Source organism: Geodermatophilus saharensis, assembly GCF_900188205.1.
Taxonomy (GTDB): domain Bacteria; phylum Actinomycetota; class Actinomycetes; order Mycobacteriales; family Geodermatophilaceae; genus Geodermatophilus; species Geodermatophilus saharensis.
On record NZ_FZOH01000011.1, the window covers coordinates 19,056 to 42,446 of the forward strand.

The following is a 23,391-nucleotide window of genomic DNA, read 5'->3' on the forward strand; positions in this document are numbered from 1 at the left end:
CCATCCTGCGATCCGGCACCGGTGGGTCTCAACCGGTTTCCCGCACCCAGCGCAGCGCCTCCTCGACGGTGCCCACCACGGCGACGCCCGCCGGCAGCGGCGGCCGGCGCACCAGGACGACGGGCAGCCCGAGCTGCCGGGCAGCGGTGAGCTTGGCCTCGGTCAGGTGCCCGCCGGAGTCCTTGGCGACGACGACGTCGACGCCGTGCTCCCGCATCAGCGCCACCTCCTCCGCCACCGTGAACGGGCCCCGGGCCAGCAGCAGCGTCGCCCCGGCCGGCAGCGGCTCGTCGGGCGGGTCGACCGCGCGCACCAGCACCCGCCCGGGCAGCGCGGCGAAGGCGCCGACGCCCTGCCGGCCGGTGGTGAGGAAGACCGTGCCCCGCCCGTGCACCGCCCCGGCCGCCGCGGCCAGCGAGTCCACGTACCGCCAGTCGTCCCCGGGTCCCGGGGTCCAGCCGGGACGCTGCACCCGCAGCAGCGGCGTGCCGTGCCGGGCGGCGGCCGCGGCCGCGTTGGCGGTGATCCGGGCGGCGAAGGGGTGGGTGGCGTCGACCACGGCGGCCGGCCGGTGGGTGGCCAGCCAGTCGGCCAGCCCGTCGGCGCCGCCGAAGCCGCCGACCCGCACCCGGCCCTCGGGCAGCAGCGGGTCGGCCACCCGCCCGGCGAGGCTGGAGAGCACGTCGACGCCCTCGGCCACCAGCGCCGCGGCCAGCCGACGCGCCTCGCCGGTGCCGCCGAGCACCAGGACCTGCCCGCTCACGGCGCCTCCCCTCCGCTCCCGCCGGGCGCTGCGCTCCTCGCTCGTTCCTCGCTGCGGTGCTCACGCCCCTGTCCGCTCAGGACCCGCCCCCCGGGGATCATGGGCCCGTGGGCAGGGACGGCGCCTCCGGGCTGCGGCACGGCTGGACCACCGGCGCGTGCGCGACGGCGGCGGCCACCGCGGCCTACACCGCGCTGCTCACCGGCGAGTTCCCCGACCCGGTGACCATCCACCTGCCGAACGACCGGCACCCGTCCTTCGCCCTGGCCACGGAGTCGCTCGAGCCCGGCGCGGCCCGGGCGGCGGTGGTCAAGGACGCCGGCGACGACCCCGACGTCACCCATGGCGCCCTGGTGGGTGTGCGGGTGACCCACGGCGAGCCGGGCAGCGGCGTCGTCTTCCGGGCGGGTGAGGGCGTGGGCACGGTGACCAAGCCGGGCCTGCCCCTGGCGGTGGGCGAGCCGGCGATCAACCCGATGCCGCGGCAGTTCGTGCGCGAGCACGTGGCCATGGTGGCGCACCGGCACGGCGGCAGCGGCGACGTCGTCGTCGAGGTGTCCATCGGGAACGGGGCGGAGCTGGCGCGCCGGACGTGGAACCCGCGGCTGGGCATCGTCGGCGGGCTGTCGGTGCTGGGCACCACCGGCGTCGTCGTGCCCTACTCCTGCTCGTCGTGGATCGACTCGATCCGCCGCGGCATCGACGTCGCCCGCGCGGCCGGGCGCACCCACGTCGCCGGGTGCACCGGCTCGACCAGCGAGCGCACGGTGCAGGAGCTGCACGGGCTGCCCGAGGACGCGCTGCTGGACATGGGCGACTTCGCCGGCGCGGTGCTCAAGTACCTGCGCCGTCACCCGGTGCCGCGGCTGACCGTCGCCGGGGGCATCGGCAAGCTGGCCAAGCTCGCCGACGGCCACCTCGACCTGCACTCGGGCCGCTCGCAGGTGTCCTTCGACTCCCTCGCCGCCCGGGTGGCCTCCGCGGGCGGCTCGCGCGAGCTGGTCGAGGGCGTGCGCGGCGCGAACACCGCGCTCGACGCGCTGCGGCAGTGCCAGGCGGCCGGGCTGCCGCTGGGCGACCTGGTGGCCGCCGGCGCGCGCGAGACGGCGCTGGGCGTGCTCCGCGGCGCCCCGGTGGCCGTCGACGTCGTGGTGGTCGACCGCGCCGGCGCGATCGTGGGTCAGGCCTGACGGCACCTCGTCGTCGAGTAGAGGTGGCTGTCGGGGAACTGCTCCGCGGTGAGCACCGGGCCCACGACCACGACCGCCGTCCGCGACACGCCGGCGGCCTGGACCTGCCCGGCGATGTCGGCGAGCGTGCCGCGCAGCACCAGCTCGTCGTCGCGGCTGGCCCGGGCGACGACGGCGACCGGGCCGTCGTCGCCGTAGTGCGCGGCCAGCTGGGGCGCGAGCTCGGCGATCCGCTGCACGGCCAGGTGCAGCACCAGCGTGGCGCCGGTGGCGGCGTAGGCGGTCAGCTCCTCCCCCGGCGGCATCGGCGTGGACCGCGCGCTGGTGCGGGTGAGCACCACGGTCTGGCCGACGCCGGGCACGGTGAGCTCCCGCTTGAGTGACGCGGCCGCGGCGGCGAACGCGGGCACCCCCGGGACGACGTCGTAGGGCACGCCGGCGGCGTCGAGCCGGCGCATCTGCTCGGCCATCGCGCTGTACACCGACGGGTCGCCGGAGTGCAGCCGGGCGACGTCGAGGCCGGCCGCGTGCGCGGTGACGAGCTCGGCGGTGATGGCGTCGAGGTCGAGGTCGGCGGTGTCGACCAGCCGCGCGCCGGGCGGGGCGGTGGCGAGCAGTTCGCGGGGCACCAGCGCGCCGGCGTAGAGGCAGACCGGGGCGGTGGCGATGATCCGCGCCGCGCGCAGCGTGACCAGGTCGGCGGCGCCCGGGCCGGCGCCGATGAAGTGCACGGTCACGGGCGGACCTCCCCGTGCACGTCCGCGGAGGTGCCCCGTGCACGTCCGCGGACGTGCACGCCACTCGACCGGGCACTTCCGCGGACGTGCACGCTCACCACCGGGTCACCGACCAGATGGTCACGGGCATCGCGGGCTTCCAGCCGGTGAACGACCCGACCGGCTCGGCGCGCTGCACCTCCACCCGCACCAGGTCACCGCCCACCTGCGCGTGCCACCGGGCCAGCACCGCCTCGCTCTCCACCGTGACGGCGTTGGCCACCATGCGGCCACCGGGGGGCAGCGCGTCCCAGCACGACTCCACCAGCAGCGGCGTGGTCAGCCCGCCGCCGATGAACACCGCGTCGGGCGCGCCCAGGCGCGCGAGCACCTCCGGCGCGTGGCCGTGCACCACCCGCAGGTAGGGCACCCCGAGCCGGGCGGCGTTGCGGGCGATCCGCCCGGCGCGCTCGGCGGAGGCCTCGACGGCGACCGCGCGGCAGGTGGGGTGGGCGCGCATCCACTCGATCCCGATCGACCCCGACCCGGCGCCGACGTCCCACAGCAGCTGCCCGGGGACCGCCGCGAGCCGGGAGAGGGTGACCGCGCGGACCTCCGACCTCGTCAGCTGCCCGTCGGACTCGTAGGCGCCGTCGGGCAGGCCGGGGGTGGTGGGCAGGGGCATCGTGCCGCGGTCGGCGCGGCACTCGACGGCGGTGACCACCAGCGCCGGCGCCGGCTGCGACCACGTGGCCGCGGTGCCGGTGCGCACCTCCTCGTCCGGGCCGCCCAGCCCGCCGAGCACCGTGACGAGGCTCTGCCCGTAGCCGCGGGCGGACAGCAGCGCCGCGACCTGGGCCGGGGTCTCACCGTCCGAGCCGAGCACCAGCAGCCGCCGGCCGGGCTGCACGTGCGGGTGCAGCAGCTCGATCGGCCGGCCGACCAGGGTGACCACCTCGGTCTCCTCCACCGCCCAGCCCAGCCGGGCGCAGGCCAGCGACACCGACGACGGCGCCGGCAGCACCCGCACCCGCTCGGCGCCCAGCAGCCGGGTGAGCGTGGTGCCGATGCCCGACAGCATCGGGTCACCGCTGGCCAGCACCACCACCGCCCGGCCGGCGTGCTCGTCGACCAGGCCGGGCAGCGCCTCGGTGAGCGGCGAGGGCCAGGGGACGCGCTCGGCGGTCACCTCCGGCGGCACCAGGTCCAGCTGGCGGGCGCTGCCGAGCAGCACGTCGGCGCGCTCGACCTCGGCGCGGGAGGTGGGCGCCAGCCCGTCCCACCCGTCGGCGCCGATGCCGACGACGACCACCGGTGCGACGGGGGCCGCGACCGTCTCGCTCACGCCGGCAGCTCCCCCTCGGGGCCGGCGGCCTCGGCCAGCAGCCGCTCCCGCAGGTCCTCGGGCAGCCGGTCGACGTAGACGACGCCGTCGAGGTGGTCGACCTCGTGCTGCAGGCACCGGGCCGCCATGCCGGTCGCCTCGATCGTCACCGGCCTGCCCGCGACGTCCACGCCGTCGACCCGGGCGCGGAAGGCGCGGGCGAGGTCGGCGTAGGGGCCGGGCACCGACAGGCAGCCCTCCTCGGTGACCTCCTCCGCGGGCTCGCCGTCGGCCGGCCCGGGGAGGGTCAGCGACGGGTTGACGACGTAGCCGACGACGTCCTCGCCGTCGGCGTCGGGGCAGTCGATGACGAACACCCGCGCGTCGACGCCGATCTGGTTGGCCGCCAGGCCCACGCCGTCGGCCTCGCGCATCGAGGCGAACATGTCGAGCACGAGCCGGCGCAGCCGCTCGTCGAACTCGGTGACCGGGGCGGTCGGTCGGTGCAGCACCTCGTTGCTGCCGTAGGTGACGATCGGCCGGGCGACGCCGTCGTAACGGCCGGGCAGGCGCATGGCCGCGATCCTAGGAACCGTCCTCGGCAGGATGGCCGGCGTGCTGCTCCGCCGGGATGCCCCCGCCGCCCTCGGCCTGGCCCTCGGCGCGGCCGCCGACCTGCTGCTCGCCGACCCCGCGCGCCGGCACCCGGTGGCCGGCTTCGGCACCCTCGCCGCCGCGCTGGAGCGGCGGGCCTGGCGGGACTCCCGCGCGGCGGGTGCCGGGTACGCGACGGTCCTGGTCGCCGGCGCCGCGGGGCTGGGGACGGCGGTGGACCGGGTCACCCGCCGGCGGCCCGCGGCGCGCACGGCCGCGGTCGCCGTCGCCACGTGGGCGGTGCTCGGCGGCACCTCGCTGGGCCGCGCGGCGACGGCGATGTCCGGGGTGCTGGCGGCCGGGGACCTGCCCGCCGCCCGCGCGCTGCTGCCCACGCTGGCCGGGCGCGACCCCTCGGCCCTCGACGGCGGGGAGCTGGCCCGGGCCACGGTCGAGTCGGTGGCCGAGAACACCTCCGACGCCGCCGTGGCACCGCTGGTGTGGGGTGCGCTGGCCGGCCTGCCGGGGTTGCTCGGGTACCGCGCGGTCAACACCCTCGACGCGATGGTGGGCCACCGCTCGCCGCGGTACGCCCGCTTCGGCTGGGCCGCCGCCCGCGCCGACGACGTCGCGAACTGGCTGCCCGCCCGGCTCACCGCCGCGCTCACCGTCGCCCTGGCCCCGCTGGCCGGCGGCTCCCCGCGCGGCGCGCTGCGGGTCTGGCGGCGCGACGGGGCCGCCCACCCCAGCCCCAACGCCGGCCGCTGCGAGGCCGCGGCGGCCGGCGCGCTGGGGCTGCGGCTGGGCGGCCGCAACGTCTACGGCAGCAGGGTGGAGGACCGGCCGGTGCTCGGCGACGGCCGGGCACCCGACGGCAGCGACGTCGCCCGGGCGGTGCGCCTGTCGCGGGCGGTGTGGCTGGCCGCGGCGCTCCTCGCCGCCGCCAGCCGGGCACCCCGGCGCGGCTGAGGACGGGTCAGCGGCCCGCGGCCGTGGAGGGCACCGCGCGGCGCCGGGTGGACGGGGAAGCCGGCGGGGTCGGCGTGCGGGCGGCTGGCCGGCGGGTCGGCCGGACCGCGGCCCCCGCGGACGGCGACGACCAGGGTGGCCACCGCCAGGCCGCCGAGGCCGAGCAGGAAGAGCAGGACGAGGACTGCACCAGTGGTCATGGCGGAGACAGTGGCACCATCGACCCTGGACGGAAGCAGTCCAATCCGGCATGGTGGCCCGCATGCCACCGGGAGTCGATCGGTCCACCGCGGCGGAACTGGCGGCCCTGGTCGGGCCACCGGGTGAGTCGCCCGGTCCCCGGTACGCCACCCTGGCCCGCCGGATCGGTGAGCTGGTCGCGCTCGGGCAGCTCGCGCCGGGCACCCGGCTGCCCGCCGAGCGGGACCTCGCCGCGGCGCTGGCGGTCAGCCGGGTCACCGTCGCCTCCGCCTACCGGCTGCTGCGGGAGGAGGGCCGCGCCAGCACCCGGCACGGCGCCGGCACCGTGCTCGAGGCGCCGCCGGCCGAGGCGGTGTGGACCGCACCCACCGCCGACCCCGGGGTCCTCGACCTCGCCCACGCCTCGCCGGAGGCCGCCCCCCAGCTGCTGCCGGCCTACCAGCAGGCTCTGGCGCGGCTGCCGGCGCTGGCCGGCGGCCACGGCTACGCGCCCGGCGGGCTGCCGGAGCTGCGCGCCGCGATCGCCGACCGCTACACCGCACGCGGCCTGCCCACCGACCCCGAGCAGGTGGTGGTCTCCGCCGGCACCGGCGACGCGACGGCGACGGTGGTCGAGACGCTGCTGCAGCCCGGCGACCGGGTGCTGGTCGAGCACCCCACCTACCCCGGCGCCCTCGGCATGGTGACCGCGGCCGGCGGGCGGTGCGTGCCGGTGACCGTCGACCCCGCGGACCCGGACGCGGTCGTGGGCGCCGCGCACCTCGCCGTCCGGCAGAGCAGCCCGCGGCTGGCCTTCCTCATGCCCGACTTCTCCAACCCCTCCGGGGCGCGGCTGTCGGCGGCCGGCCGGCGGCGGCTGGCCGCGACGCTGTGGCAGCAGGGCGTGCTGACGATCGTCGACGAGGTGACCGCGGAGCTGTGGCTCGACGGCCAGGGGCCGCTGCCCCCTTACGCCGCCGGCCTGCCCGACGCCGCCACGGTCACCGTCGGCGGGCTGTCCAAGGCGGTGTGGGGCGGCCTGCGGATCGGCTGGCTGCGCACCGACGCGGCGCTGGCCGCCTCCCTGGGCGCCGTCCTGGGCCGCCGGCAGCTGTCGGTCGGGCCGCTCGACCAGCTCGCCGCCGCCACGCTGGTCCGCGACCTCGACACCGTGCTCGCCGGCCGCCGCACGCTGCTGCGGGAACGCCGGGAGGTGCTGGCCGCCGAGGTGGCCGCGCGGCTGCCCCACTGGCACGTGCCCCGGCCCGGCGGCGGGCTGTCGTCGTGGTGCGCGCTGCCCACCGGGACGAGTTCCGCGGCCCTGGTCGCCGCCGCCGCCCCGCTGGGCCTGCTGCTGGCCGAGGGTCGCGTCTTCGGCACCGGCACGGTCTTCGACGACCACCTCCGGCTGCCCTTCACCCTGCCGCCGGACCGGCTGCGGTCGGCGGTGACCACGCTGGCCTCGGTGGACGCCGCACTGCGCAGCGGACCGGTTGCGCGCCATCCGGCGCGCTCCGTCACGGTGGTGTGACACGAACCGGACCCGACCGTCCGCGGGGCGTGCGCGCGCCCGTGCGGGCGGCTACCGTCAGGTCCATCTCGAGCGGCCGGCCCCGCCGGCTCCCGCGAAAGGTCGAAAAACCGGCTGAGCGGCGCTCTCCCGGGCACTGCCCGGTGCGCTCCCGGAGCACGCGATGACCTCCACCCAGTCCCCCCTCCGGTCCCGACACCACGGCGCCGCCGGGCACGCGGTCACCGCACCGCCCCCGCGTCCTCCGGCGCCCACGCCGCTGTCGGCCCGGCGCACCCGCGTGGCCGGCCGCTGGCGGTACGACCGCTCCACCGGTGAGTGGTGGTGGTCGGAGGAGATGAGCGCCCTGCTCGGTCCGGCCACCGACGGCGCCGGCCCCTGCACCGAGGCGCTGGTCGCCGCCCAGCACCCCGACGACCGGCCGCGGACCATCGAGGCGCTGTCGGCAGCGCTCACCGTGGCGCAGGCGTTCTGCCTGGAGGTCCGGGTCCGCGCCGACGCCGGCGGGCACCGCGCCGTGGTGCTGGTCGGCGAGCCCCGGCTCGACGAGGAGGGCCGGGTGGCCGCCGTCGAGGGCCTGGCGCTGGAGAGCCCGCAGCCGGCCGCGGTCGAGGACCGGGTGCGGGCCCTGGAGGCCGAGGTCGCGCAGATGCGGACCGCCATGGCCAGCCGGGCCCCGATCGAGCAGGCCAAGGGCGTGCTCATGCTGCTGACCGGGTGCGGTGACCAGGTGGCCTTCGACCTGCTGGCGCACATCTCCAGCCACACCCACCGCAAGGTCCGCGAGGTCGCCCTCGACCTGGTGGCCTCGGCCTCGGGCCAGCGGCCGCTGTCGGCGGAGGTGCGGGAGATCCTGCGCGACGCCTGCCCGCCCGGCGGCGCCGGGCACTGAGCCGGCCCCTCCCCTGCCGCCGTCCTCCTCCCGGCGGCAGGGGAGGATGCCCCGGGGGATCCGGCCGGCGGTGCCGGGACCGAGGGAGGAGGGCGGGTGTTCTACCTCGTCGCACGGTTCCTGCTGCGGCCGCTGCTGGTCCTGGTGTTCCGGGCGCGGGTGCGCGGACGGGAGAACGTGCCGGCCACCGGCGCCTTCATCATCGCGAGCAACCACCTGTCGTTCGTCGACAGCATCGTGATCCCGCTGGCCGCCCCGCGCCGGGTGCACTACCTGGCCAAGGCCGAGTACTTCACCGGCTCCGGCGTCGGCGGGTGGCTCACCCGCACGCTGTTCACCGCGCTGGGCGCGATGCCGGTGGAGCGGGAGACCTCCCGGGCCGCGCAGGGAGCCCTCGACACCGCGCTGGGCGTGCTGCGGCGGGGGGAGGGCTTCGGCATCTACCCCGAGGGCACCCGCTCCCGCGACGGCCGGCTGGCCCGGGGCAAGACCGGCGTCGCCTGGCTGGCGCTCACCGCCGACTGCCCGGTGGTGCCGGTCGCCGTCGCCGGGACCGACCGGGTGCAGCCGGTCGACTCCCGCTGGCCGCGCCCCCACCGGGTGTCGGTCACCTTCGGGGCGCCGCTGACCTTCCCCGAGTACCGCGGCCAGGCCGCGAAGGGCCGCCCGCGCCGCGACGTCACCGACCGGATCATGGAGGCGATTGCCGAGCTGTCGGGGCAGGAGAAGGCCGGGTGGGGGCAGCAGCCCGCGCCCAGCGCGCCACCCGCCGCCCCGTGAGCGGCGCCCTCCTCGTCGCCGGCACCACCTCCGACGCCGGCAAGTCCGTCGTCACCGCCGGCATCTGCCGCTGGCTGGCCCGCCAGGGCGTGCGGGTGGCGCCGTTCAAGGCACAGAACATGAGCAACAACTCGATGGTCACCGCCGACGGCGCCGAGATCGGCCGGGCGCAGGTCATGCAGGCCGCGGCCGCCGGCGTGGAGCCCGAGGCGGCGATGAACCCGGTGCTGCTCAAGCCCGGCGGCGACGACGCCAGCCAGGTCGTCGTCCTCGGCCGGCCGGTGGCCGAGGTGACGGCGCTGTCCTACCGGCCGATGAAGGCCGCGCTGCTGGAGCAGGTCCTGGCCAGCCTGGCCGAGCTGCGGTCGCGGTTCGACGTCGTCGTCTGCGAGGGCGCCGGCTCCCCCACCGAGATCAACCTGCGCGCCGACGACATCGCCAACATGGGCCTGGCCACCGCGGCGCGGCTGCCGGTGGTCGTCGTCGGCGACATCGACCGCGGCGGGGTGTTCCCCGCGCTCTACGGCACGGTCGCGCTCATGCCGCCGGCCGACCAGCGGCTGGTGGCCGGGTTCGTGGTCAACAAGTTCCGCGGCGACGTCCGGCTGCTGCGGCCCGGCCTCGACCGGCTCACCGCGCTCACCGGCCGGCCCACGCTCGGCGTGCTGCCCTGGCTGCCCGGTGCCGCGGTCGACGTCGAGGACTCCCTCGGCATCCCCACCGGCGCCTCCTCGGCCGGGCCGCCGCACGGCGAGGACGTGCTGCGGGTGGCCGTGGCCCGGCTGCCCCGGCTGTCCAACGCCACCGACCTCGACGCGCTGGCCGCCGAGCCCGGCGTGCTCGTCCGGTTCGTCACCCGCCCCGAGGAGGCCGCCGACGCCGACCTCGTGGTGCTGCCGGGCACCCGCTCGACCGTGGCCGACCTGGCGTGGCTGCGCTCGAGCGGCCTGGCCGACGCGGTGCTCCGACGCGCGGCCGAGGGCCGGCCGGTGCTCGGCATCTGCGGCGGGCACCAGATGCTCGCCGGCACCATCACCGACGACGTCGAGTCGCGGGCCGGCGCCGTCGCCGGGCTGGGGCTGCTGCCGGCCGAGGTGCGGTTCGCGCGGGAGAAGACGCTCGGCCGACCGTCCGGGCGGGCCCTGGGCCACCCGGTGCGCGGCTACGAGATCCACCACGGCGTGGTCACCTACACCGGCGGGGCCGAGCCGTTCCTCGACGGCGGCCGGGTCGGGTCGGTGTGGGGCACCACCTGGCACGGGGCGCTGGAGAACGACGGCTTCCGGCGGGCGTTCCTCACCGAGGTGGCGCGCGCGACCGGCCGGCGGTTCACCCCGGCGCCCGGCACCTCCTTCGCCGCCGTCCGGGAGCGGCGCCTGGACGCCCTCGGCGACCTCGTGGCCGACCACGCCGACACCGACGCGCTGTGGCGGCTGGTCGAGGAGGGCCCGCCGGCGGACCTGCCGCTGCTGCCGCCCGGGGACGCGCTCAGCCCGCGGTGAGCCGCTCCCGGACGTCGTCGGGCCAGGGCACCGGGGCGCCGCCGGCCGTGCCGACGTAGGTGGTGTGCACCACGCAGCACACCCGCTCGCCCACCCGGACGGTGAAGCGCACGGTCACGCTGGTGCGGCCCACCCGCTCGGTCTCGGCCTCGACGGCGACCGTGTCCCCGTAGCGGGCCGGCGACGACCACTCCAGCGTGCTGGCCTTGACCACCGGGTCGGCGCGGGCGGCGATCTCCTGCCACGGCAGGCCGAGCGAGGCCCACCACAGGGCGCTGGCCTCGTCGGCCCACACCAGGTAGTGCGCGTTGAAGACCACGCCCTGCTGGTCGCACTCGACGAAGCGGACCGGGGCGCTCCACGTCACGGACACGGCCGGCCACGCTAGCGGGGTTACGGTGCTGCGCATGCACGACGACGGCACCGACCCGGTCCTCGCGGGGTACCGCCCGCCCTCGCAGCTGGTGCTGGACAAGGAGATCGACCACCTCGACGTCCACTGCCGCGCGTTCATCGGGCTCTCGCCGTTCCTCACGATGTCGACCGCGGACGCCGACGGCTGGCCGGAGGTCTCCCCGCGCGGCGGGGACCCGGGCTTCGTGCGGGTCCTCGACGAGCACCGGCTGGTGCTGCCCGACCGGCAGGGCAACAACCGGCTCGACAGCCTGCGCCGGATCGCGGCCAACCCGCGGCTGGCGCTGCTGTTCTTCGTGCCGGGCGTGGAGGAGACGCTCAAGGTCTTCGGCACCGGGGAGCTGGCCCCCGCCGACGCCCTCGACGTCGACCTCACCGAGTTCGGCAGGCCGCCGCGCTCGCTGCTGGTCGTCACCGTGCAGCGCGCCTACCTGCAGTGCGCCAAGGCGGTCATGCGCTCGGGACTGTGGGACCCGGCGGCGCGGGTCGACCGCGGCGCGTTGCCGCCCTTCGGCGTCATGATCCGCGACCACTGCAAGCTGGAGACGCCGCTGCCCGACGACGCCACGATCCGCGCGGAGCTCGCCCTGGAGCTCTGAGCTGCGATCGCTGTCGGTGCCTCCTGCCACCCTGCGCCCATGGCGAGCGAGCTGCAGGTGACGATCGACGCGACCGACCCGCACGTGCAGGCCGACTGGTGGGCCGAGGCGCTGGGCTGGCAGGTGGAACCGCAGGACGAGGCGCTCATCCGGCGCATGGTGGCGGCCGGGCACGCCACCGAGGCCGACACCACCACGCACCGCGGCCGGCTGGTGTGGGCCGTGGGCGCGGCCATCACCTCCCCCGACCCCGGCCGCCCGCGGGTGCTGTTCCAGCGGGTCCCCGAGGCCAAGACGGTCAAGAACCGCGTGCACCTCGACGTGCACGTGGGCGCCGAGCGGCGGGAGGCGGAGGTGGCCCGGCTGCTCGGCATGGGCGCCACCGAGCTCTGGCGGGAGTCGCAGGGGCCCTACGTGTGGGCCACGCTCGCCGACCGGGAGGGCAACGAGTTCTGCGTCGCCTGAGCTGCGGTCGCCGGGGACCCCTACGAGACCGGCAGGTCGCGGGCGAGCCGCCGGGAGACGACCGTCCGCTCGGCGATGCGGCGGGTGCGCCGGCGGCGGGGCCCGCGGCCGGCGCCGAGGTACCTCGCGTCCTCGACCAGCTGGAAGGCGGCGAGCACGCTGGCACGGGGTTCGCGCGCCAGCGGGACGGTGGCCACGACGGGCTGGGCCGAGGTCATGGGGAGCCCCCCTCTCCCGGGGAGCGGTCTGCTGCGCGCCCCGTGACGCAATGGTGCCCAGCTACGACGCTCCGGAACCAGAACCGGGGCGAATTGGTACCGGTGTGACGAACGAGACGGCTGTGACGGCGCCCCGCCCGGTGCATCCGTACGGTGCGGCCATGAGCCGACCGCGCCGTCTGGTGGACGCCGTCCTCTCCCTCGTGCGGGCCGCCGCGGCACCGGCCGGCCCGCGGCGCGCCCCCCGCCGGGCGCCCGGCGCCGCACGGCGGGGAGCGGCCGGCGCGGGCCCGGACGTCGACACGGAGTACCGCCCCCGGGCCGACGGCCGGCCCGATCCCGGCGAGGTGGTGTGGGCCTGGGTGCCCTACGACGAGGGCGACGGCCGGGGCAAGGACCGCCCGGTCCTGGTCGTCGGCCGGCGCGGGCCCGACCTGGTCGGGCTCGTGCTGACCAGCAAGGACCACGACCGCGACGCCGCCGACGAGGCCCGGCAGGGCCGCACCTGGATGGACGTCGGCAGCGGCGGGTGGGACCGGCAGGGCCGGCCCAGCGAGGTGCGGCTGGACCGGCTGCTCGTGCTCGACCCCGGGGAGGTGCGGCGCGAGGGCGCGGCGCTGGACCGGGCGGTGTTCGACCGGGTGGTGGCCGCCGCCCGCCGGCTGCAGGGCTGGTGACGGGTCAGGCGCCCGCGGTGCGGTCGCGGCGCGGCTGGGGGCCGGCCGGGCGGAGGTGGTAGACGCCGGCCTGGCCGGGCAGCGGGTGCAGGTCGTAGCGGGAGACGACCTTCGGCCCGTCGTGCAGGTGCACGTGCGTGACCGTGGGCAGCGGGTCCCCGTGGCGTGCGGCCCGGATCTCCACCCGCCCGTCGAGCGGCCCGCCCACGAACAGCAGCACGGCGTCCTCCGCCGTCGCCGCGGCGTCGCCGGGCAGCTCGGTGGTGTCGACGTCGGACAGGTCGGTCTCCCCCCTCGGCGCGGTCACCCGGTCGAGGGTAGGCGCCTCCTGCCCGGCGTCATCCCGGGCGGCGGCGCAGCCGCCGGGCCACCAGCGGCGCGGCGAGCAGCATCACGAACAGCCGCAGCACCTGGACGGCGAGGACGAACGTGGTGTCGGCTCCGCTGCCGGTGGCCGTGGCCAGGACGGCGTAGAGGCCACCGGGCGTCGTCGCGAGGTAGCCGTCGAGGCGGCTGACGCCGGTGGCCGCGGACAGCACCAGGCCCAGGCCCGCGCAGGCGGCGACCAACCCGACGATGATCGCCAGGGCCAGCGGCAGCGCCCGGCCGACGGTGCGCAGGCTCGCCACGGTGAACCGCACGCCGACCGCCAGGCCGATGAGCAGGAAGGCCGCCGCCTCGACCGCCGCCGGCACCTCCGCGCCGCGGGAGGCGCCGGAGAGGTCGGCCGCGGCGGACACCAGCAGCGGGCCGAGCAGGGCCGGCACCGGCAGCCGCACCAGCCGGGCGAGCAGGACGCCGGCCAGCGCGCAGGCCACCGTGAACAGCAGGCCGGCCGGTGCCCCGGGCCCCGGCGGCCCCGCCGGGACGACGGCGGCGCCCGGGTCGGCGCCGTAGACCGCCGTCGCCACCACCGGCAGCGACACCACGATCAGCACCACGCGCAGGTACTGCAGGACGGCGACCATCCGGTCGTCGGCGCCCAGGTCGCGGGCCATCGCGGTGATCCCGGACGCGCCGCCGGCGATCATCGCGAAGGCGCCGGTCACCGGGCTGATGCCCGGCCGCAGCCGCAGCAGCAGCCCGGCGGCGACGGTGAGCAGCAGCGTGGCGAGGGTGACCAGCAGGACCGGCGCCCACTCCTCCCCGATCGCGGCCAGGGTGCCCGGGTCGACCAGCGTGCCGATCGAGATGCCGACGACGGCCTGCGCGGCCGCCTGACCCGCCCGGGGCACGTCGGCGGGAGTGCGCCCGGCCAGCCCGCGGACCAGCCCGGCCAGCAGCCCGCCGAACAGCGCCGACGACGGGACGCCGGCCCGGTCGAGGACGACGGCGGCCAGGGCGCCGCCCGCGACCACCAGGGCGCCGTCGGCCAGCCGGCGCGGATCGGGCCGGGCCACGCGCGGGTCAGACGCCGGCGATGCGGCGCAGCTCGGCGACGTGGGCGTCGAAAGCCCGCCGTCCCGCCCCGGTCAGCGACAGGCTGGTCCGCTGCCGCGAGGCCACCGTCGCCTTGCTGACCCGCACGTAGCCGGCCTCCTCGAGCTGCCTGACGTGCTTGGACAGCACCGAGTCGCTCACGCCGACCCGGTCGCGCACGGTGGCGAACTCCATCGTGTCGACGGCGGCGAGCAGCCCGCAGACCTGCAGCCGCGGCGGGGGGTGGATGACGGCGTCGAAGTGGGGGGCGACCGCGGTCACAGCCCCCTCCGCAGCCCGGCCACCCACCGGCGGCCCCACACCCGGCTGAGCACGGCGACGGCTACGCCCAGGACGGCGCCGGCCACCACCATGGCCCAGCGCTCGCCGAAGACCTCGGACAGGACCAGCGCCGGCACCAGGACGAGCAGCACCATCGCCCCCCAGACCGCGAGCGCGGGGCCGCCGGTGGTGACCCACACCCCGGTCCTCCGCCGGTAGGCCGAGACCAGCGCCCCCAGCCCGGCGCCGAACAGGACGAGCGCGGGGAACGTCACCCACAGCGAGTCCAGCGCGTAGGAGGACAGGAAGCCGAACAGCAGCAGGCCGAGCGCGACGTCGTACCACCACGGCTGCAGCACGCCGTCGGCGAGGGCCGCCCGGTCGGCCCGCAGCGTGTCCAGCTGCGCGGCGGCGGCGGCCCGGTCGAGCTCGTGGCTTTCCATGCCGGAAAGTCTGGCGCGTCACTTTCCGTTCCGTCAAGTCACGGCCCGGCCTGTCTCCCCCGCCCGGCGCGTGGTTGCATGACCGGGCCACAGCGACGGCAGTGGAGGAAGCCCGGTGCGACTCCGGCGCGGTCCCGCCACTGTGACCCGGCACCTCGACCAGGAGGCACCGGGGAGTCAGGAACTCCCGCCGTCGCCTCCTGCCACCTCCGGGCGTGGACACCCGGGGAGAGGACCCGTGCCGCGTGACGTACCCCTTCGGCGCCGTCGTCGGCATGGACGACATGCGCCTGGCGCTGCTGCTCAACGCCGTCTCCCCCGCCATCGGCGGGGTGCTGGTGCGCGGTGAGAAGGGGACGGCGAAGTCGACGACGGTGCGCGCGCTGGCCGCCGTGCTGCCGCCGGTCGCCGTCGTGCCCGGCTGCCGGTTCGCCTGTGACCCCGCCGCTCCCGACCCGGCCTGCCCCGACGGCCCGCACGACGCCGTGCCGGGGCACACCCGCCCCGCGCGGCTGGTGGAGCTGCCGGTGGGGGCCTCGGAGGACCGCGTCGTCGGGTCGCTGGACCTCGAGCGGGCGCTGACCGAGGGCGTGAAGGCCTTCGAGCCGGGCCTGCTGGCCGCGGCGCACCGGGGCGTGCTGTACGTCGACGAGGTCAACCTGCTGCACGACCACCTCGTCGACCTGCTGCTCGACGCCGCCGCGCTCGGCACCGCCTACGTCGAGCGCGAGGGCGTCTCGGTGCGGCACGCGGCCCGGTTCCTGCTGGTCGGCACGATGAACCCCGAGGAGGGCGAGCTGCGCCCGCAGCTGCTCGACCGGTTCGGGCTCACCGTGGAAGTGGCCGCGCCGCGCGACCCGGTCCAGCGCGCCGAGGTGGTGCGCCGCCGGTTCGCGTACGACGCCGACCCGGCCGGGTTCGCGGCCTCCTGGGCCGGCGAGGAGGCGGAGCTGGCGCGCCGCATCGCCGACGCCCGCGCCCGGCTGCCGCAGGTGGTCCTCTCCGACGACGCGCTGCGCCAGGTCACCGCCGTCTGCGCCGCCTTCGACGTCGACGGGCTGCGCGCCGACCTGGTCACCGCGCGCACCGCGATCGCGCACGCCGCCTGGTGCGGCCGCGACACGGTGACCGAGGACGACGTGCGCGTCGCGGCCCGGCTCGCGCTGCCCCACCGCCGGCGGCGCGACCCGTTCGACGCGCCGGGCCTCGACGACGGCACCCTCGAGCAGGCGCTCGAGGACGCCCGCCCCGACGACGGCCCCGGCGACGGCCCCGGCGACGGCCCGGAGGGCGACCCGCCCCCGGACGGTCCCGGCGGCGGCGCTCCCCCGCCCGGCGGCGGTCCTGCGGACGACGCGTCGAGATCCCGTGATCTCGACGGCGGCGCGCCCTCGGAACCGCCGAGATCACGGGATCTCGACCAGCAGGGGCAGGGCCAGGAAGGTCACGGTGGCGGGTGCGCGCCCGTGCGGGAGCGGGCCGCGGTCGCGCCGTCGGACCCCTTCCGCGCGCGGAGGCTGGAGGTGCCCGGCATCGGCGCCGGCGCGGCCGGGCGGCGGTCGAAGGCGCGCGCCGAGCGCGGCCGCGTCGTCGGGTCGGTGCGTCCCGGCGGGCCGGTGACGCGGCTGCACCTGGTCGACACCGTGCTGGCCGCCGCGCCGCACCAGACGGCGCGCGGCCGCACCGGCCCCGGGCTGCGGATCGCTCGCGAGGACCTGCGCCAGGCCACGCTGGAGGGTCGCGAGGGCAACCTCGTGCTCTTCGTCGTCGACGCGAGCGGCTCGATGGGGTCGCGCTCGCGGATGACGGCGGTCAAGGGGGCGGTGCTGTCGCTGCTGCTCGACGCCTACCAGCGGCGCGACAAGGTCGGCCTGGTCACCTTCCGCGGCGCCGACGCCGAGCTCGCGCTGCCGCCCACCTGGTCGGTGGAGGCCGCCGCGGCCCGGTTGCGCGAGCTGCCCACCGGCGGGCGGACCCCGCTGGCCGCGGGCCTGCTGCGCGCCGCCGACGTGCTGCGCGTGGAGCGGGTGCGCGACCCGCGCCGGCGGCCACTGCTCGTCGTCGTCACCGACGGCCGCGCCACCGGCGCCCGCGGCTCCGACGCCCTGGGGACGGCGCACGCCGCGGCGCAGCGGCTGGCCGCCGGCGACACCGCGGCCGTCGTCGTCGACTGCGAGTCCGGGCCGGTGCGGCTCGGGCTGGCCGGGGTCCTGGGCGCGCACCTGGGCGCGCGGACGCTGCGGCTGGAGGAGCTCGCCGCGGAGTCGCTGGCCCAGACGGTGCGCAGCGCGAGGGCCGCCTGATGCCGCAGGGGCAGGTCGCGGTCACGCCGCAGGACGGGCTGACGACGCGCCAGCGGCGCAACCGGCCGCTGCTCGCCGTGCACACCGGCGAGATGAAGGGCAAGTCCACCGCCGCCTTCGGCATGGCCATGCGCGCGTGGAACCAGGGCTGGCCGATCGCGGTCTACCAGTTCGTCAAGAGCGCCAAGTGGCGGGTGGGCGAGGAGAACGCGCTGACCGCGCTCGGCCGGCTGCACGAGCAGACCGGCGAGGGCGGGCCGGTGGTCTGGCACAAGATGGGCTCGGGCTGGAGCTGGTCGCGCCGGCAGGGCACCGAGGTCGACCACGCCGCCGACGCCGCCGAGGGCTGGGCGCAGATCAAGCGCGACCTCGCCGCCGAGGCGCACCGCTTCTACGTCCTCGACGAGTTCACCTACCCCATGACGTGGGGCTGGGTGGACGTCGACGACGTCGTCGAGACGCTGGTGCACCGGCCCGGCACGCAGCACGTCGTCGTCACCGGGCGGAACGCGCCGCAGGCGCTGGTCGACGCCGCCGACCTGGTCGTGGAGATGACCAAGGTCAAGCACCCGATGGACGCCGGCCAGAAGGGCCAGCGGGGGATCGAGTGGTGAGCCGGCCCGTCGTGCACGTCCGCGGAAGTGCCCGGGAGGGAGGACGGCGGTGGTGAACGTGCCGCGCGTGGTGGTCGCCGCGCCGAGCAGCAACGCGGGCAAGACGTCGGTGACCACCGGCCTGGTCGCGGCGCTGACCGCCCGCGGGCACACCGTCTCCCCGCACAAGGTCGGCCCGGACTACATCGACCCCGGCTACGCGGGCCTGGCCGCCGGCCGCCCGGGCCGCAACCTCGACCCGTGGCTGGTCGGCGAGGAGCGGATCGCGCCGCTGTTCCTGCACGGCGCGCGCGGGGCCGACGTCGCCGTCGTCGAGGGCGTGATGGGCCTGTTCGACGGCGCCACCCACCCCACCGTCGAGCCCGGCTTCGCCTCGACCGCGCACGTGGCGGGCCTGCTGCGGGCACCGGTCGTGCTCGTCGTCGACGCCTCGTCGCAGGCGCGCAGCATCGCCGCGCTGGTGCACGGGTTCGCCACCTTCGACCCCGCCGTCCGCATCGGCGGGGTGGTGCTCAACCGGGTCGGCAGCGACCGGCACGAGGCGATCCTGCGCGAGGCGCTCGGCGCCGCCGGGGTGCCGGTGCTGGGTGCGCTGCGGCGGGTGGAGGCGCTGGCCACGCCGTCGCGGCACCTGGGCCTGGTGCCGGCGGCCGAGCGGTCGGCCGAGGCGCTGGCCACCGTCCGGCGGCTGGGCGAGGCGGTCGCCGCCGGGGTCGACCTCGACGCCGTGGTGCGGCTGGCCCGCACCGCCCCTCCCCTGCCCGGCGCCCCCTGGGAGCCCGCCGCCGAGGTGACGCCGGTGCCCGGGCGGCCGCGGATCGCCGTCGCCGGCGGCCCGGCGTTCACCTTCGGCTACGCCGAGGACACCGAGCTGCTCGAGGCCGCCGGCGCCGAGGTGGTGACCGTCGACCCGCTGCGCGACGAGGCCCTGCCCGAGCGCACCGCCGGCCTGGTCGTGGGCGGCGGCTTCCCCGAGGTCCACGCCGACGCCCTGTCGGCCAACGAGACGCTGCGCGCCGACGTCGCCGCGCTGGCCGCCCGCGGCGGGCCGGTCGCGGCCGAGTGCGCCGGGCTGCTCTACCTCTCCCGCGAGCTCGACGGCGCCCCGATGTGCGGCGTCCTCGACGTCGCCACGCGCATGACGCCGCGGCTGACGCTGGGCTACCGCGCCGCCGTCGCGCTCACCGACAGCGTGCTGGCCCCGGCCGGCACCCGGGTGCGCGGGCACGAGTTCCACCGCACCGCCGCCGACCCGCCCGCCGGCGCCACCCCGGCCTGGCAGTGGTCGGCGGGCGGCCCCGAGGGCTTCGTCGCGGGCTCCGTGCACGCCTCCTACCTGCACCTCAACCGCGCGGGCAGCCCCGCGCTGGCCGAACGGTTCGTGGCCGCCTGCGCGGCGGCCGTGCCGGAAGGGGTACGGCATGCACATCGCTGAGGGGTTCCTCCCGGCACCGCACGCCGTCGGCTGGACCGTCGCGGCCGCGCCGTTCGTGGTGCACGGCGCCCGCGCGGTGGTGCGGGAGGTGCGCGAGCACCCCGAGTCCACGCTGCTGCTCGGCGCGGCCGGCGCGTTCACCTTCGTGCTCAGCGCGATCAAGCTGCCCTCGGTCACGGGCAGCTCCAGCCACCCGACCGGCACCGGCGCCGGCGCGGTGCTGTTCCGGCCCCCGGTGATGGCGCTGCTGGGCACCGTGGTGCTGCTCTTCCAGGCGCTGCTGCTCGCCCACGGCGGACTCACCACCCTCGGCGCCAACGCCTTCGCCTTCGCCGTCGTCGGCCCGTGGGCCGGCTACGGCGCCTACCGGCTGACCCGGGCGCTGGGCGCCGGGCTGCTGCCCGGCGTGTTCGTCGCCCTCGCGCTGGCCGACCTCGCCACCTACGTCACGACGTCGCTGCAGCTGGCGCTGGCCTTCCCCGACGCCGCCAGCGGCGTGCTCGGCGCGGCCGGCAAGTTCCTCGGGGTCTTCGCGCTCACCCAGGTGCCGCTGGCGGTCGGCGAGGGCCTGCTCGGCGTGCTGCTGTTCCGCGTGCTCACGGTCAACGCCCGGCCCGAGCTCGAGCGCCTCGGCGTGCTGCGCCCGGCCGCCGCGGCGGAGCCGGCGGAGGAGGCCCGGTGAGCCGCGGGCGCCTGGTCACCGCGCTGCTGGTGCTCGCGGTGGTGGCGCTGTTCGCCCTCCCGCTGGCGCTCGACGGCGGCGCCTCGGAGTACGCCGGCACCGACAGCGCGGCCACCGCGGCCATCGAGGAGTCGGGCTACACGCCGTGGTTCGAGTCGGTGTTCAGCCCGTCGTCGGCCGAGGTGGAGTCGGGGCTGTTCGCGCTGCAGGCGGCGCTGGGCGGCGGCGTGCTCGGGTACGTCCTCGGCCGGCTCCGCGGCCGGCGGGCCGCGCGCGAGCAGGCCGCGCCCCCCGATGCGCCGTGACGGGGCTGGCGGTCGACGACGCCGCCTGGGCCAGCGCGTGGCGCACCCGGTCGCCGGTCGACAAGCTGCTGCTGTGCGCCGGCCTGGTGGTCTGCGCTCTGGTGCTGCCCGCGTGGCCGGGCAGCGTGCTGGTCGCGCTGGCCGCCGTCGTGCTGGCGCTGGGCCCGGCGCGGGTGCCGGCCCGCACGTTCGTCCGCGCGGTGCGATGGCCGCTGGCCTTCGTGCTCACCGGCGCGCTGACCGCCGTCGTCTCCGTCGACGGGGGCGGGGTCGGCTGGGCGCCGGACGCGGCCGCCCGGGCGGGGGAGCTGGTCGGGCACTCCGTCGCCGGGGGCGCGGCGGTGCTGCTGCTGGCCACCACCACGCCGATGACCGACCTGCTCGCCGCGCTGCGGCGGCTGCGCGTGCCGGCCGCGGTGGTCGAGGTGGCCGGGGTGACCTACCGGATGCTGTTCGTGCTGCTGGAGAGCGTGCGCACCATCCGCGAGGCGCAGACCGCGCGGATGGGGCACTCGACGTGGCGGCGCTCCTACCGGTCCTCGGGCGCACTCGCCGCCGCGGTGCTCACCCGCTCGTGGCAGCGCGCCCGCCGGCTGCAGGAGGGCCTGGCCGGCCGCGGCCTGGAGACCGGCCTGCGGGTGCTGCCGGAGTCCCGGCCCTCGTCGCGGGGCTTCCTCGCGGCGACCGCGGCCGGCCTGGCCGCGCTGGTGGCCGTGGGCGTGCTGCTGTGAGCGAGCGTGCGAGCTCACCCAGGAGCGGAGCAGCCCGGCTCGTGCGGGCGACGAGCGCCGGCGAGGAGGCCGCGTGAGCCACCGGACCCTGGCCGCCGAGGGGCTGGTCGTCGGCTACGAGCGGGCCCGGCGGGTCCTCGACGGCGCCTCGGTCACCGTCCCGGCCGGGCGCCGGCTGGCGCTGCTCGGCGCCAACGGCTCGGGCAAGACGACGCTGCTGCGCTGCCTGTCCGGCGCACTGCGCCCCGACGCCGGCGCGGTCGCCGTCGACGGGCAGTTGCTGCGGCACACCCGCGGCGGGCTGCGGGCCCACCGGCAGGAGGTCCAGCTCGTGCTGCAGGACCCCGACGACCAGCTGTTCAGCGCCTCGGTGGCCCAGGACGTCTCCTTCGGCCCGCTCAACCTGGGCCTGCCCGAGGACGCCGTCCGCGCGCGGGTGGCCGAGGCGCTCGCGCTGCTCGCCGTCGACGGGCTGGCCGCCCGGCCCACCCACCAGCTCTCCTACGGCGAGCGCAAGCGGGTCGCGATCGCCGGGGCGGTGGCCATGCGCCCGTGCGTGCTGCTGCTCGACGAGCCCACCGCCGGTCTCGACCCCTCCGCCGTCGCCGAGGCGCTGGCCGCGCTGGAACGGCTGCAGGCGTCGGGGTCGACGGTGGTGATGAGCACCCACGACGTCGACCTCGCGCTGCGCTGGGCCGACGAGGTCGCCGTCGTCGTCGACCGGCGGGTGGTCCAGGGGTACCCCGCCGACCTGCTCGCCGACGACGACCTGCTCGCCCGCGCCCGCCTCGACCGGCCCTGGGCGCTCACCGTCGGCACCCGGCTGCGGGCGCTGGGCCTGCTGCCCGACGACGGCCCGCTCCCCCGCGACGCCGCCGCGCTGCTCGCCGCCCTCCCCGACCGCCCGGGCGTCGTCCCGTGGACGTGACCGTCGGCGTCGGCGCGGTCTGCGGGGTCTCGGCGGAGGAGGTGCTCGCCGCCGTCGACGCCGTGCTGCCCGCCGGTGCCCGGGTGGCCCGGCTGGCCACCCTCGACGTCCGCGCCGCCGAGCCGGGTCTGGCGGGTGCGGCGGCCGCCCGCGGCTGGCCGCTGACCGGTCACCCCGCGGCGGTCCTCGCCGGGATCGCGGTCCCGTCGCCGTCGGCGCGGGTGGCCGCGGCGGTGGGCACGCCGTCGGTGGCCGAGGCCGCGGCGCTGCTCGGCGGCACGCGGCTGGTGGTGGCGCGGACCGTGCACGGCCGGGTGACGGTCGCGGTGGCGACGTGAGCGAGGGCGTCGACCTCGACCACCACGGCGACCTCGAGCTCGCCCCCGGGCTGGCCGACCTCGCCGTCAACGTCCGCGCCGGCACCCCGCCGCCGTGGCTGCGGGCGGTGCTCGCCGCCGCCCTCGACGACATCGCCGCCTATCCCGACGCCCGCCCGGCCCGCGCCGCGGTGGCCGCCGCGCACGGCCGCGACCCCGCCGAGGTGCTGCCCACCGCCGGCGCCGCCGAGGCGTTCGTGCTCCTCGCGCGGGCGCTCACGCCCCGCCGCGCCGTGGTGGTGCACCCCTCCTTCACCGAGCCGGAGGCGGCGCTGCGGGCGGCCGGGCACCGGGTCGAGCGGCTGCTGCTCGACCCGCCCGGGCACCGGTTGCGGGCGGTCCCGGACGACGCCGACCTGGTCGTCCTCGGCAACCCCACCAACCCGACGTCGGTGCTGCACCCCGCGGCCGACGTCGCGGCGCTGGCCCGGCCCGGCCGGGTCCTGGTCGTCGACGAGGCCTTCGCCGACACCGTCCCCGGCGAGCCGGAGTCGCTGGCCGGGCGCACCGACCTGCCCGGCCTGGTCGTCGTCCGCAGCCTGACCAAGACCTGGGGGCTGGCGGGCCTCCGGGTCGGCTACCTGCTCGGGCCGGCCGGCCTCGTCCGGGACCTGGCCGCCGCGCAGCCGCACTGGCCGGTGTCCACGCCGGCCCTCGCCGCGCTGGCCGCCTGCACCACCCCCGCCGCCCGCGCGGAGGCCGACGCGGCGGCCCGCGAGCTGGCCGCGCACCGCGCCGCCCTGCTCGCCGCCCTGCCGCCCGGCGTCGTCGTCGGGGAGCCGCGGTCGTCGTTCGTGCTGCTGCGCGTCCCCGCAGGTGAGCGGGCGCGCGCGGCGCTGCGCGAGCGCGGCTGGGCGGTGCGCCGCGGGGACACCTTCCCCGGCCTGTCGCCCGACCACCTGCGGGTGGCGGTGCGCGACCCGGCGACCTCGCGTGCGTTCGCCGCCGACCTCGCTGGGATCCTGGGGACCGAGATCCCTGGTCCGCTGCCGACGACGACGTCGCTGCCGGCCGCCGTCCCGGAGGAGCACCGCTGAACGCCACGCCCGTCGACCCCG

The 23,391-nt window shown here is 78.0% G+C and carries 28 protein-coding genes and 1 riboswitch; of the genes, 18 read left to right on the plus strand and 10 right to left on the minus strand.

The annotated features are described in order from the left end of the window. Positions 1–28: 28 nt before the first annotated feature. On the minus strand, positions 29–763 hold the full coding sequence (locus CHC04_RS21290; protein WP_089405972.1) for a cobalt-precorrin-6A reductase: 735 nt from the start codon (positions 761–763) through the stop codon (positions 29–31). A 107-nt stretch (positions 764–870) separates the two neighbouring features. On the opposite strand from CHC04_RS21290, the gene CHC04_RS21295 reads away from it, so the two are divergent. Then, positions 871–1,953 (plus strand): cobalt-precorrin-5B (C(1))-methyltransferase, encoded by a 1,083-nt coding sequence (locus CHC04_RS21295; RefSeq protein WP_089405973.1) that lies wholly within the window; start codon positions 871–873, stop codon positions 1,951–1,953. On the opposite strand, the gene cobM is transcribed toward CHC04_RS21295, so the two are convergent. The 3 genes from cobM to def form a co-directional block, all read right to left on the minus strand. Then, positions 1,944–2,690 carry a precorrin-4 C(11)-methyltransferase gene (gene cobM, locus CHC04_RS21300; RefSeq protein WP_089405974.1) on the minus strand — a complete coding sequence of 249 codons (747 nt, stop codon included), beginning with the start codon at positions 2,688–2,690 and terminating at the stop codon, positions 1,944–1,946. The two genes, CHC04_RS21295 and cobM, sit on opposite strands and share 10 nt — an antisense overlap. 94 nt (positions 2,691–2,784) lie before the next feature. Beyond that, entirely contained in the window at positions 2,785–4,014 is a 1,230-nt protein-coding gene (cbiE, locus tag CHC04_RS21305; protein WP_089405975.1) for a precorrin-6y C5,15-methyltransferase (decarboxylating) subunit CbiE, read from the minus strand. After that, positions 4,011–4,568 carry a peptide deformylase gene (gene def, locus CHC04_RS21310; protein WP_089405976.1) on the minus strand — a complete coding sequence of 186 codons (558 nt, stop codon included), beginning with the start codon at positions 4,566–4,568 and terminating at the stop codon, positions 4,011–4,013. The genes cbiE and def overlap by 4 nt, the downstream gene beginning before the upstream one ends. Positions 4,569–4,599: 31 nt before the next feature. Here def and CHC04_RS21315 point away from each other — a divergent pair, with 31 nt between their 5' ends. The 5 genes from CHC04_RS21315 (at position 4,600) to CHC04_RS21335 (ending at position 10,441) form a co-directional block, all read left to right on the plus strand. Beyond that, positions 4,600–5,556 (plus strand): cobalamin biosynthesis protein, encoded by a 957-nt coding sequence (locus CHC04_RS21315; RefSeq protein ID WP_089405977.1) that lies wholly within the window; start codon positions 4,600–4,602, stop codon positions 5,554–5,556. 262 nt (positions 5,557–5,818) lie between these two features. Further along, positions 5,819–7,267, plus strand: a complete 1,449-nt coding sequence (locus CHC04_RS21320; protein WP_089406059.1) for an aminotransferase-like domain-containing protein — start codon at positions 5,819–5,821, stop codon at positions 7,265–7,267. Between the two features lie 163 nt (positions 7,268–7,430). Beyond that, positions 7,431–8,159 carry a PAS and ANTAR domain-containing protein gene (locus CHC04_RS21325; RefSeq protein WP_089405978.1) on the plus strand — a complete coding sequence of 243 codons (729 nt, stop codon included), beginning with the start codon at positions 7,431–7,433 and terminating at the stop codon, positions 8,157–8,159. A 96-nt stretch (positions 8,160–8,255) separates the two neighbouring features. Next, a complete protein-coding gene (locus tag CHC04_RS21330) occupies positions 8,256–8,939 on the plus strand; it encodes a lysophospholipid acyltransferase family protein (RefSeq protein ID WP_089405979.1) in 684 nt (227 codons plus the stop codon). Continuing rightward, entirely contained in the window at positions 8,894–10,441 is a 1,548-nt protein-coding gene (locus CHC04_RS21335; protein WP_245817604.1) for a cobyric acid synthase, read from the plus strand. Before CHC04_RS21330 ends, CHC04_RS21335 begins: the two co-directional genes overlap by 46 nt. Here CHC04_RS21335 and CHC04_RS21340 read toward each other — a convergent pair. Next, complete coding sequence (locus CHC04_RS21340; RefSeq protein WP_089405980.1) at positions 10,428–10,814, minus strand: acyl-CoA thioesterase; 387 nt, start codon at positions 10,812–10,814, stop codon at positions 10,428–10,430. The genes CHC04_RS21335 and CHC04_RS21340 overlap by 14 nt on opposite strands. Positions 10,815–10,848: 34 nt before the next feature. On the opposite strand from CHC04_RS21340, the gene CHC04_RS21345 reads away from it, so the two are divergent. Both CHC04_RS21345 and CHC04_RS21350 read left to right on the plus strand, forming a co-directional pair. Beyond that, the gene (locus tag CHC04_RS21345; RefSeq protein WP_089406061.1) at positions 10,849–11,454 is read left to right on the plus strand and encodes an MSMEG_1061 family FMN-dependent PPOX-type flavoprotein; all 606 of its coding nucleotides are present in this window, start codon (positions 10,849–10,851) and stop codon (positions 11,452–11,454) included. 39 nt (positions 11,455–11,493) lie between these two features. Beyond that, the gene (locus tag CHC04_RS21350; protein ID WP_089405981.1) at positions 11,494–11,919 is read left to right on the plus strand and encodes a VOC family protein; all 426 of its coding nucleotides are present in this window, start codon (positions 11,494–11,496) and stop codon (positions 11,917–11,919) included. A gap of 20 nt (positions 11,920–11,939) precedes the next feature. On the opposite strand, the gene CHC04_RS21355 is transcribed toward CHC04_RS21350, so the two are convergent. After that, positions 11,940–12,137, minus strand: coding sequence for a hypothetical protein (locus tag CHC04_RS21355; protein ID WP_089405982.1), 198 nt, complete (start codon positions 12,135–12,137; stop codon positions 11,940–11,942). Between the two features lie 161 nt (positions 12,138–12,298). Here CHC04_RS21355 and CHC04_RS21360 point away from each other — a divergent pair, with 161 nt between their 5' ends. Beyond that, entirely contained in the window at positions 12,299–12,814 is a 516-nt protein-coding gene (locus CHC04_RS21360) for a type II toxin-antitoxin system PemK/MazF family toxin (RefSeq protein ID WP_089406062.1), read from the plus strand. 4 nt (positions 12,815–12,818) lie between these two features. Here the strand turns inward: CHC04_RS21360 and CHC04_RS21365 are convergent, their stop codons facing one another. Genes CHC04_RS21365 through CHC04_RS21380 form a run of 4 tightly spaced genes read right to left on the minus strand, consistent with a single transcriptional unit; the run spans position 12,819 to position 14,958 of the window. Then, a complete protein-coding gene (locus CHC04_RS21365; protein WP_141233880.1) occupies positions 12,819–13,121 on the minus strand; it encodes a hypothetical protein in 303 nt (100 codons plus the stop codon). 31 nt (positions 13,122–13,152) lie between these two features. After that, positions 13,153–14,214, minus strand: coding sequence for an AbrB family transcriptional regulator (locus CHC04_RS21370; RefSeq protein WP_089405983.1), 1,062 nt, complete (start codon positions 14,212–14,214; stop codon positions 13,153–13,155). Between the two features lie 7 nt (positions 14,215–14,221). Further along, positions 14,222–14,515, minus strand: a complete 294-nt coding sequence (locus tag CHC04_RS21375; RefSeq protein ID WP_089405984.1) for a transcriptional regulator — start codon at positions 14,513–14,515, stop codon at positions 14,222–14,224. Then, complete coding sequence (locus tag CHC04_RS21380; RefSeq protein ID WP_089405985.1) at positions 14,512–14,958, minus strand: hypothetical protein; 447 nt, start codon at positions 14,956–14,958, stop codon at positions 14,512–14,514. The genes CHC04_RS21375 and CHC04_RS21380 overlap by 4 nt, the downstream gene beginning before the upstream one ends. A 104-nt stretch (positions 14,959–15,062) precedes the next feature. Further along, a riboswitch (cobalamin riboswitch) is annotated at positions 15,063–15,145 on the plus strand. A 58-nt stretch (positions 15,146–15,203) separates the two neighbouring features. Here CHC04_RS21380 and CHC04_RS21385 point away from each other — a divergent pair. The 9 genes from CHC04_RS21385 to cobC all read left to right on the plus strand — a co-directional run bounded on the left by CHC04_RS21385 (position 15,204) and on the right by cobC (position 23,370). Then, entirely contained in the window at positions 15,204–17,261 is a 2,058-nt protein-coding gene (locus CHC04_RS21385) for a putative cobaltochelatase (RefSeq protein WP_089405986.1), read from the plus strand. Further along, entirely contained in the window at positions 17,261–17,875 is a 615-nt protein-coding gene (cobO, locus tag CHC04_RS21390) for a cob(I)yrinic acid a,c-diamide adenosyltransferase (protein ID WP_089405987.1), read from the plus strand. Before CHC04_RS21385 ends, cobO begins: the two co-directional genes overlap by 1 nt. Before the next feature lie 52 nt (positions 17,876–17,927). Beyond that, on the plus strand, positions 17,928–19,310 hold the full coding sequence (locus CHC04_RS21395; RefSeq protein ID WP_217897498.1) for a cobyrinic acid a,c-diamide synthase CobB: 1,383 nt from the start codon (positions 17,928–17,930) through the stop codon (positions 19,308–19,310). After that, positions 19,297–19,992: an energy-coupling factor ABC transporter permease gene (locus tag CHC04_RS21400; RefSeq protein ID WP_089405988.1), complete on the plus strand. Its 696-nt coding sequence runs from the start codon at positions 19,297–19,299 to the stop codon at positions 19,990–19,992. The genes CHC04_RS21395 and CHC04_RS21400 overlap by 14 nt, the downstream gene beginning before the upstream one ends. Further along, positions 19,989–20,297, plus strand: a complete 309-nt coding sequence (locus tag CHC04_RS21405; protein WP_089405989.1) for an energy-coupling factor ABC transporter substrate-binding protein — start codon at positions 19,989–19,991, stop codon at positions 20,295–20,297. Before CHC04_RS21400 ends, CHC04_RS21405 begins: the two co-directional genes overlap by 4 nt. Beyond that, complete coding sequence (cbiQ, locus tag CHC04_RS21410) at positions 20,294–21,028, plus strand: cobalt ECF transporter T component CbiQ (protein WP_089405990.1); 735 nt, start codon at positions 20,294–20,296, stop codon at positions 21,026–21,028. The genes CHC04_RS21405 and cbiQ overlap by 4 nt, the downstream gene beginning before the upstream one ends. Positions 21,029–21,101: 73 nt before the next feature. After that, a complete protein-coding gene (locus tag CHC04_RS21415; protein WP_089405991.1) occupies positions 21,102–21,956 on the plus strand; it encodes an energy-coupling factor ABC transporter ATP-binding protein in 855 nt (284 codons plus the stop codon). Beyond that, positions 21,947–22,294: a cobalamin biosynthesis protein gene (locus tag CHC04_RS21420; RefSeq protein WP_245817607.1), complete on the plus strand. Its 348-nt coding sequence runs from the start codon at positions 21,947–21,949 to the stop codon at positions 22,292–22,294. The genes CHC04_RS21415 and CHC04_RS21420 overlap by 10 nt, the downstream gene beginning before the upstream one ends. Then, positions 22,291–23,370 (plus strand): Rv2231c family histidinol phosphate aminotransferase CobC, encoded by a 1,080-nt coding sequence (gene cobC / locus CHC04_RS21425; RefSeq protein ID WP_089405992.1) that lies wholly within the window; start codon positions 22,291–22,293, stop codon positions 23,368–23,370. The genes CHC04_RS21420 and cobC overlap by 4 nt, the downstream gene beginning before the upstream one ends. Positions 23,371–23,391 lie beyond the last annotated feature (21 nt).

Excerpts from the sequence above, each read along its gene's own strand:
- def (WP_089405976.1), bottom strand. The coding sequence starts at position 4,568 with ATGCGCCTGCCCGGCCGTTACGACGGCGTCGCCCGGCCGATCGTCACC.
- CHC04_RS21315 (WP_089405977.1), top strand. The coding sequence starts at position 4,600 with ATGGCCGGCGTGCTGCTCCGCCGGGATGCCCCCGCCGCCCTCGGCCTG.
- CHC04_RS21320 (WP_089406059.1), top strand. The coding sequence starts at position 5,819 with ATGCCACCGGGAGTCGATCGGTCCACCGCGGCGGAACTGGCGGCCCTG.
- CHC04_RS21325 (WP_089405978.1), top strand. The coding sequence starts at position 7,431 with ATGACCTCCACCCAGTCCCCCCTCCGGTCCCGACACCACGGCGCCGCC.
- CHC04_RS21345 (WP_089406061.1), top strand. The coding sequence starts at position 10,849 with ATGCACGACGACGGCACCGACCCGGTCCTCGCGGGGTACCGCCCGCCC.
- CHC04_RS21350 (WP_089405981.1), top strand. The coding sequence starts at position 11,494 with ATGGCGAGCGAGCTGCAGGTGACGATCGACGCGACCGACCCGCACGTG.
- CHC04_RS21355 (WP_089405982.1), bottom strand. The coding sequence starts at position 12,137 with ATGACCTCGGCCCAGCCCGTCGTGGCCACCGTCCCGCTGGCGCGCGAA.
- CHC04_RS21360 (WP_089406062.1), top strand. The coding sequence starts at position 12,299 with ATGAGCCGACCGCGCCGTCTGGTGGACGCCGTCCTCTCCCTCGTGCGG.
- CHC04_RS21380 (WP_089405985.1), bottom strand. The coding sequence starts at position 14,958 with ATGGAAAGCCACGAGCTCGACCGGGCCGCCGCCGCCGCGCAGCTGGAC.
- cobO (WP_089405987.1), top strand. The coding sequence starts at position 17,261 with ATGCCGCAGGGGCAGGTCGCGGTCACGCCGCAGGACGGGCTGACGACG.
- CHC04_RS21400 (WP_089405988.1), top strand. The coding sequence starts at position 19,297 with ATGCACATCGCTGAGGGGTTCCTCCCGGCACCGCACGCCGTCGGCTGG.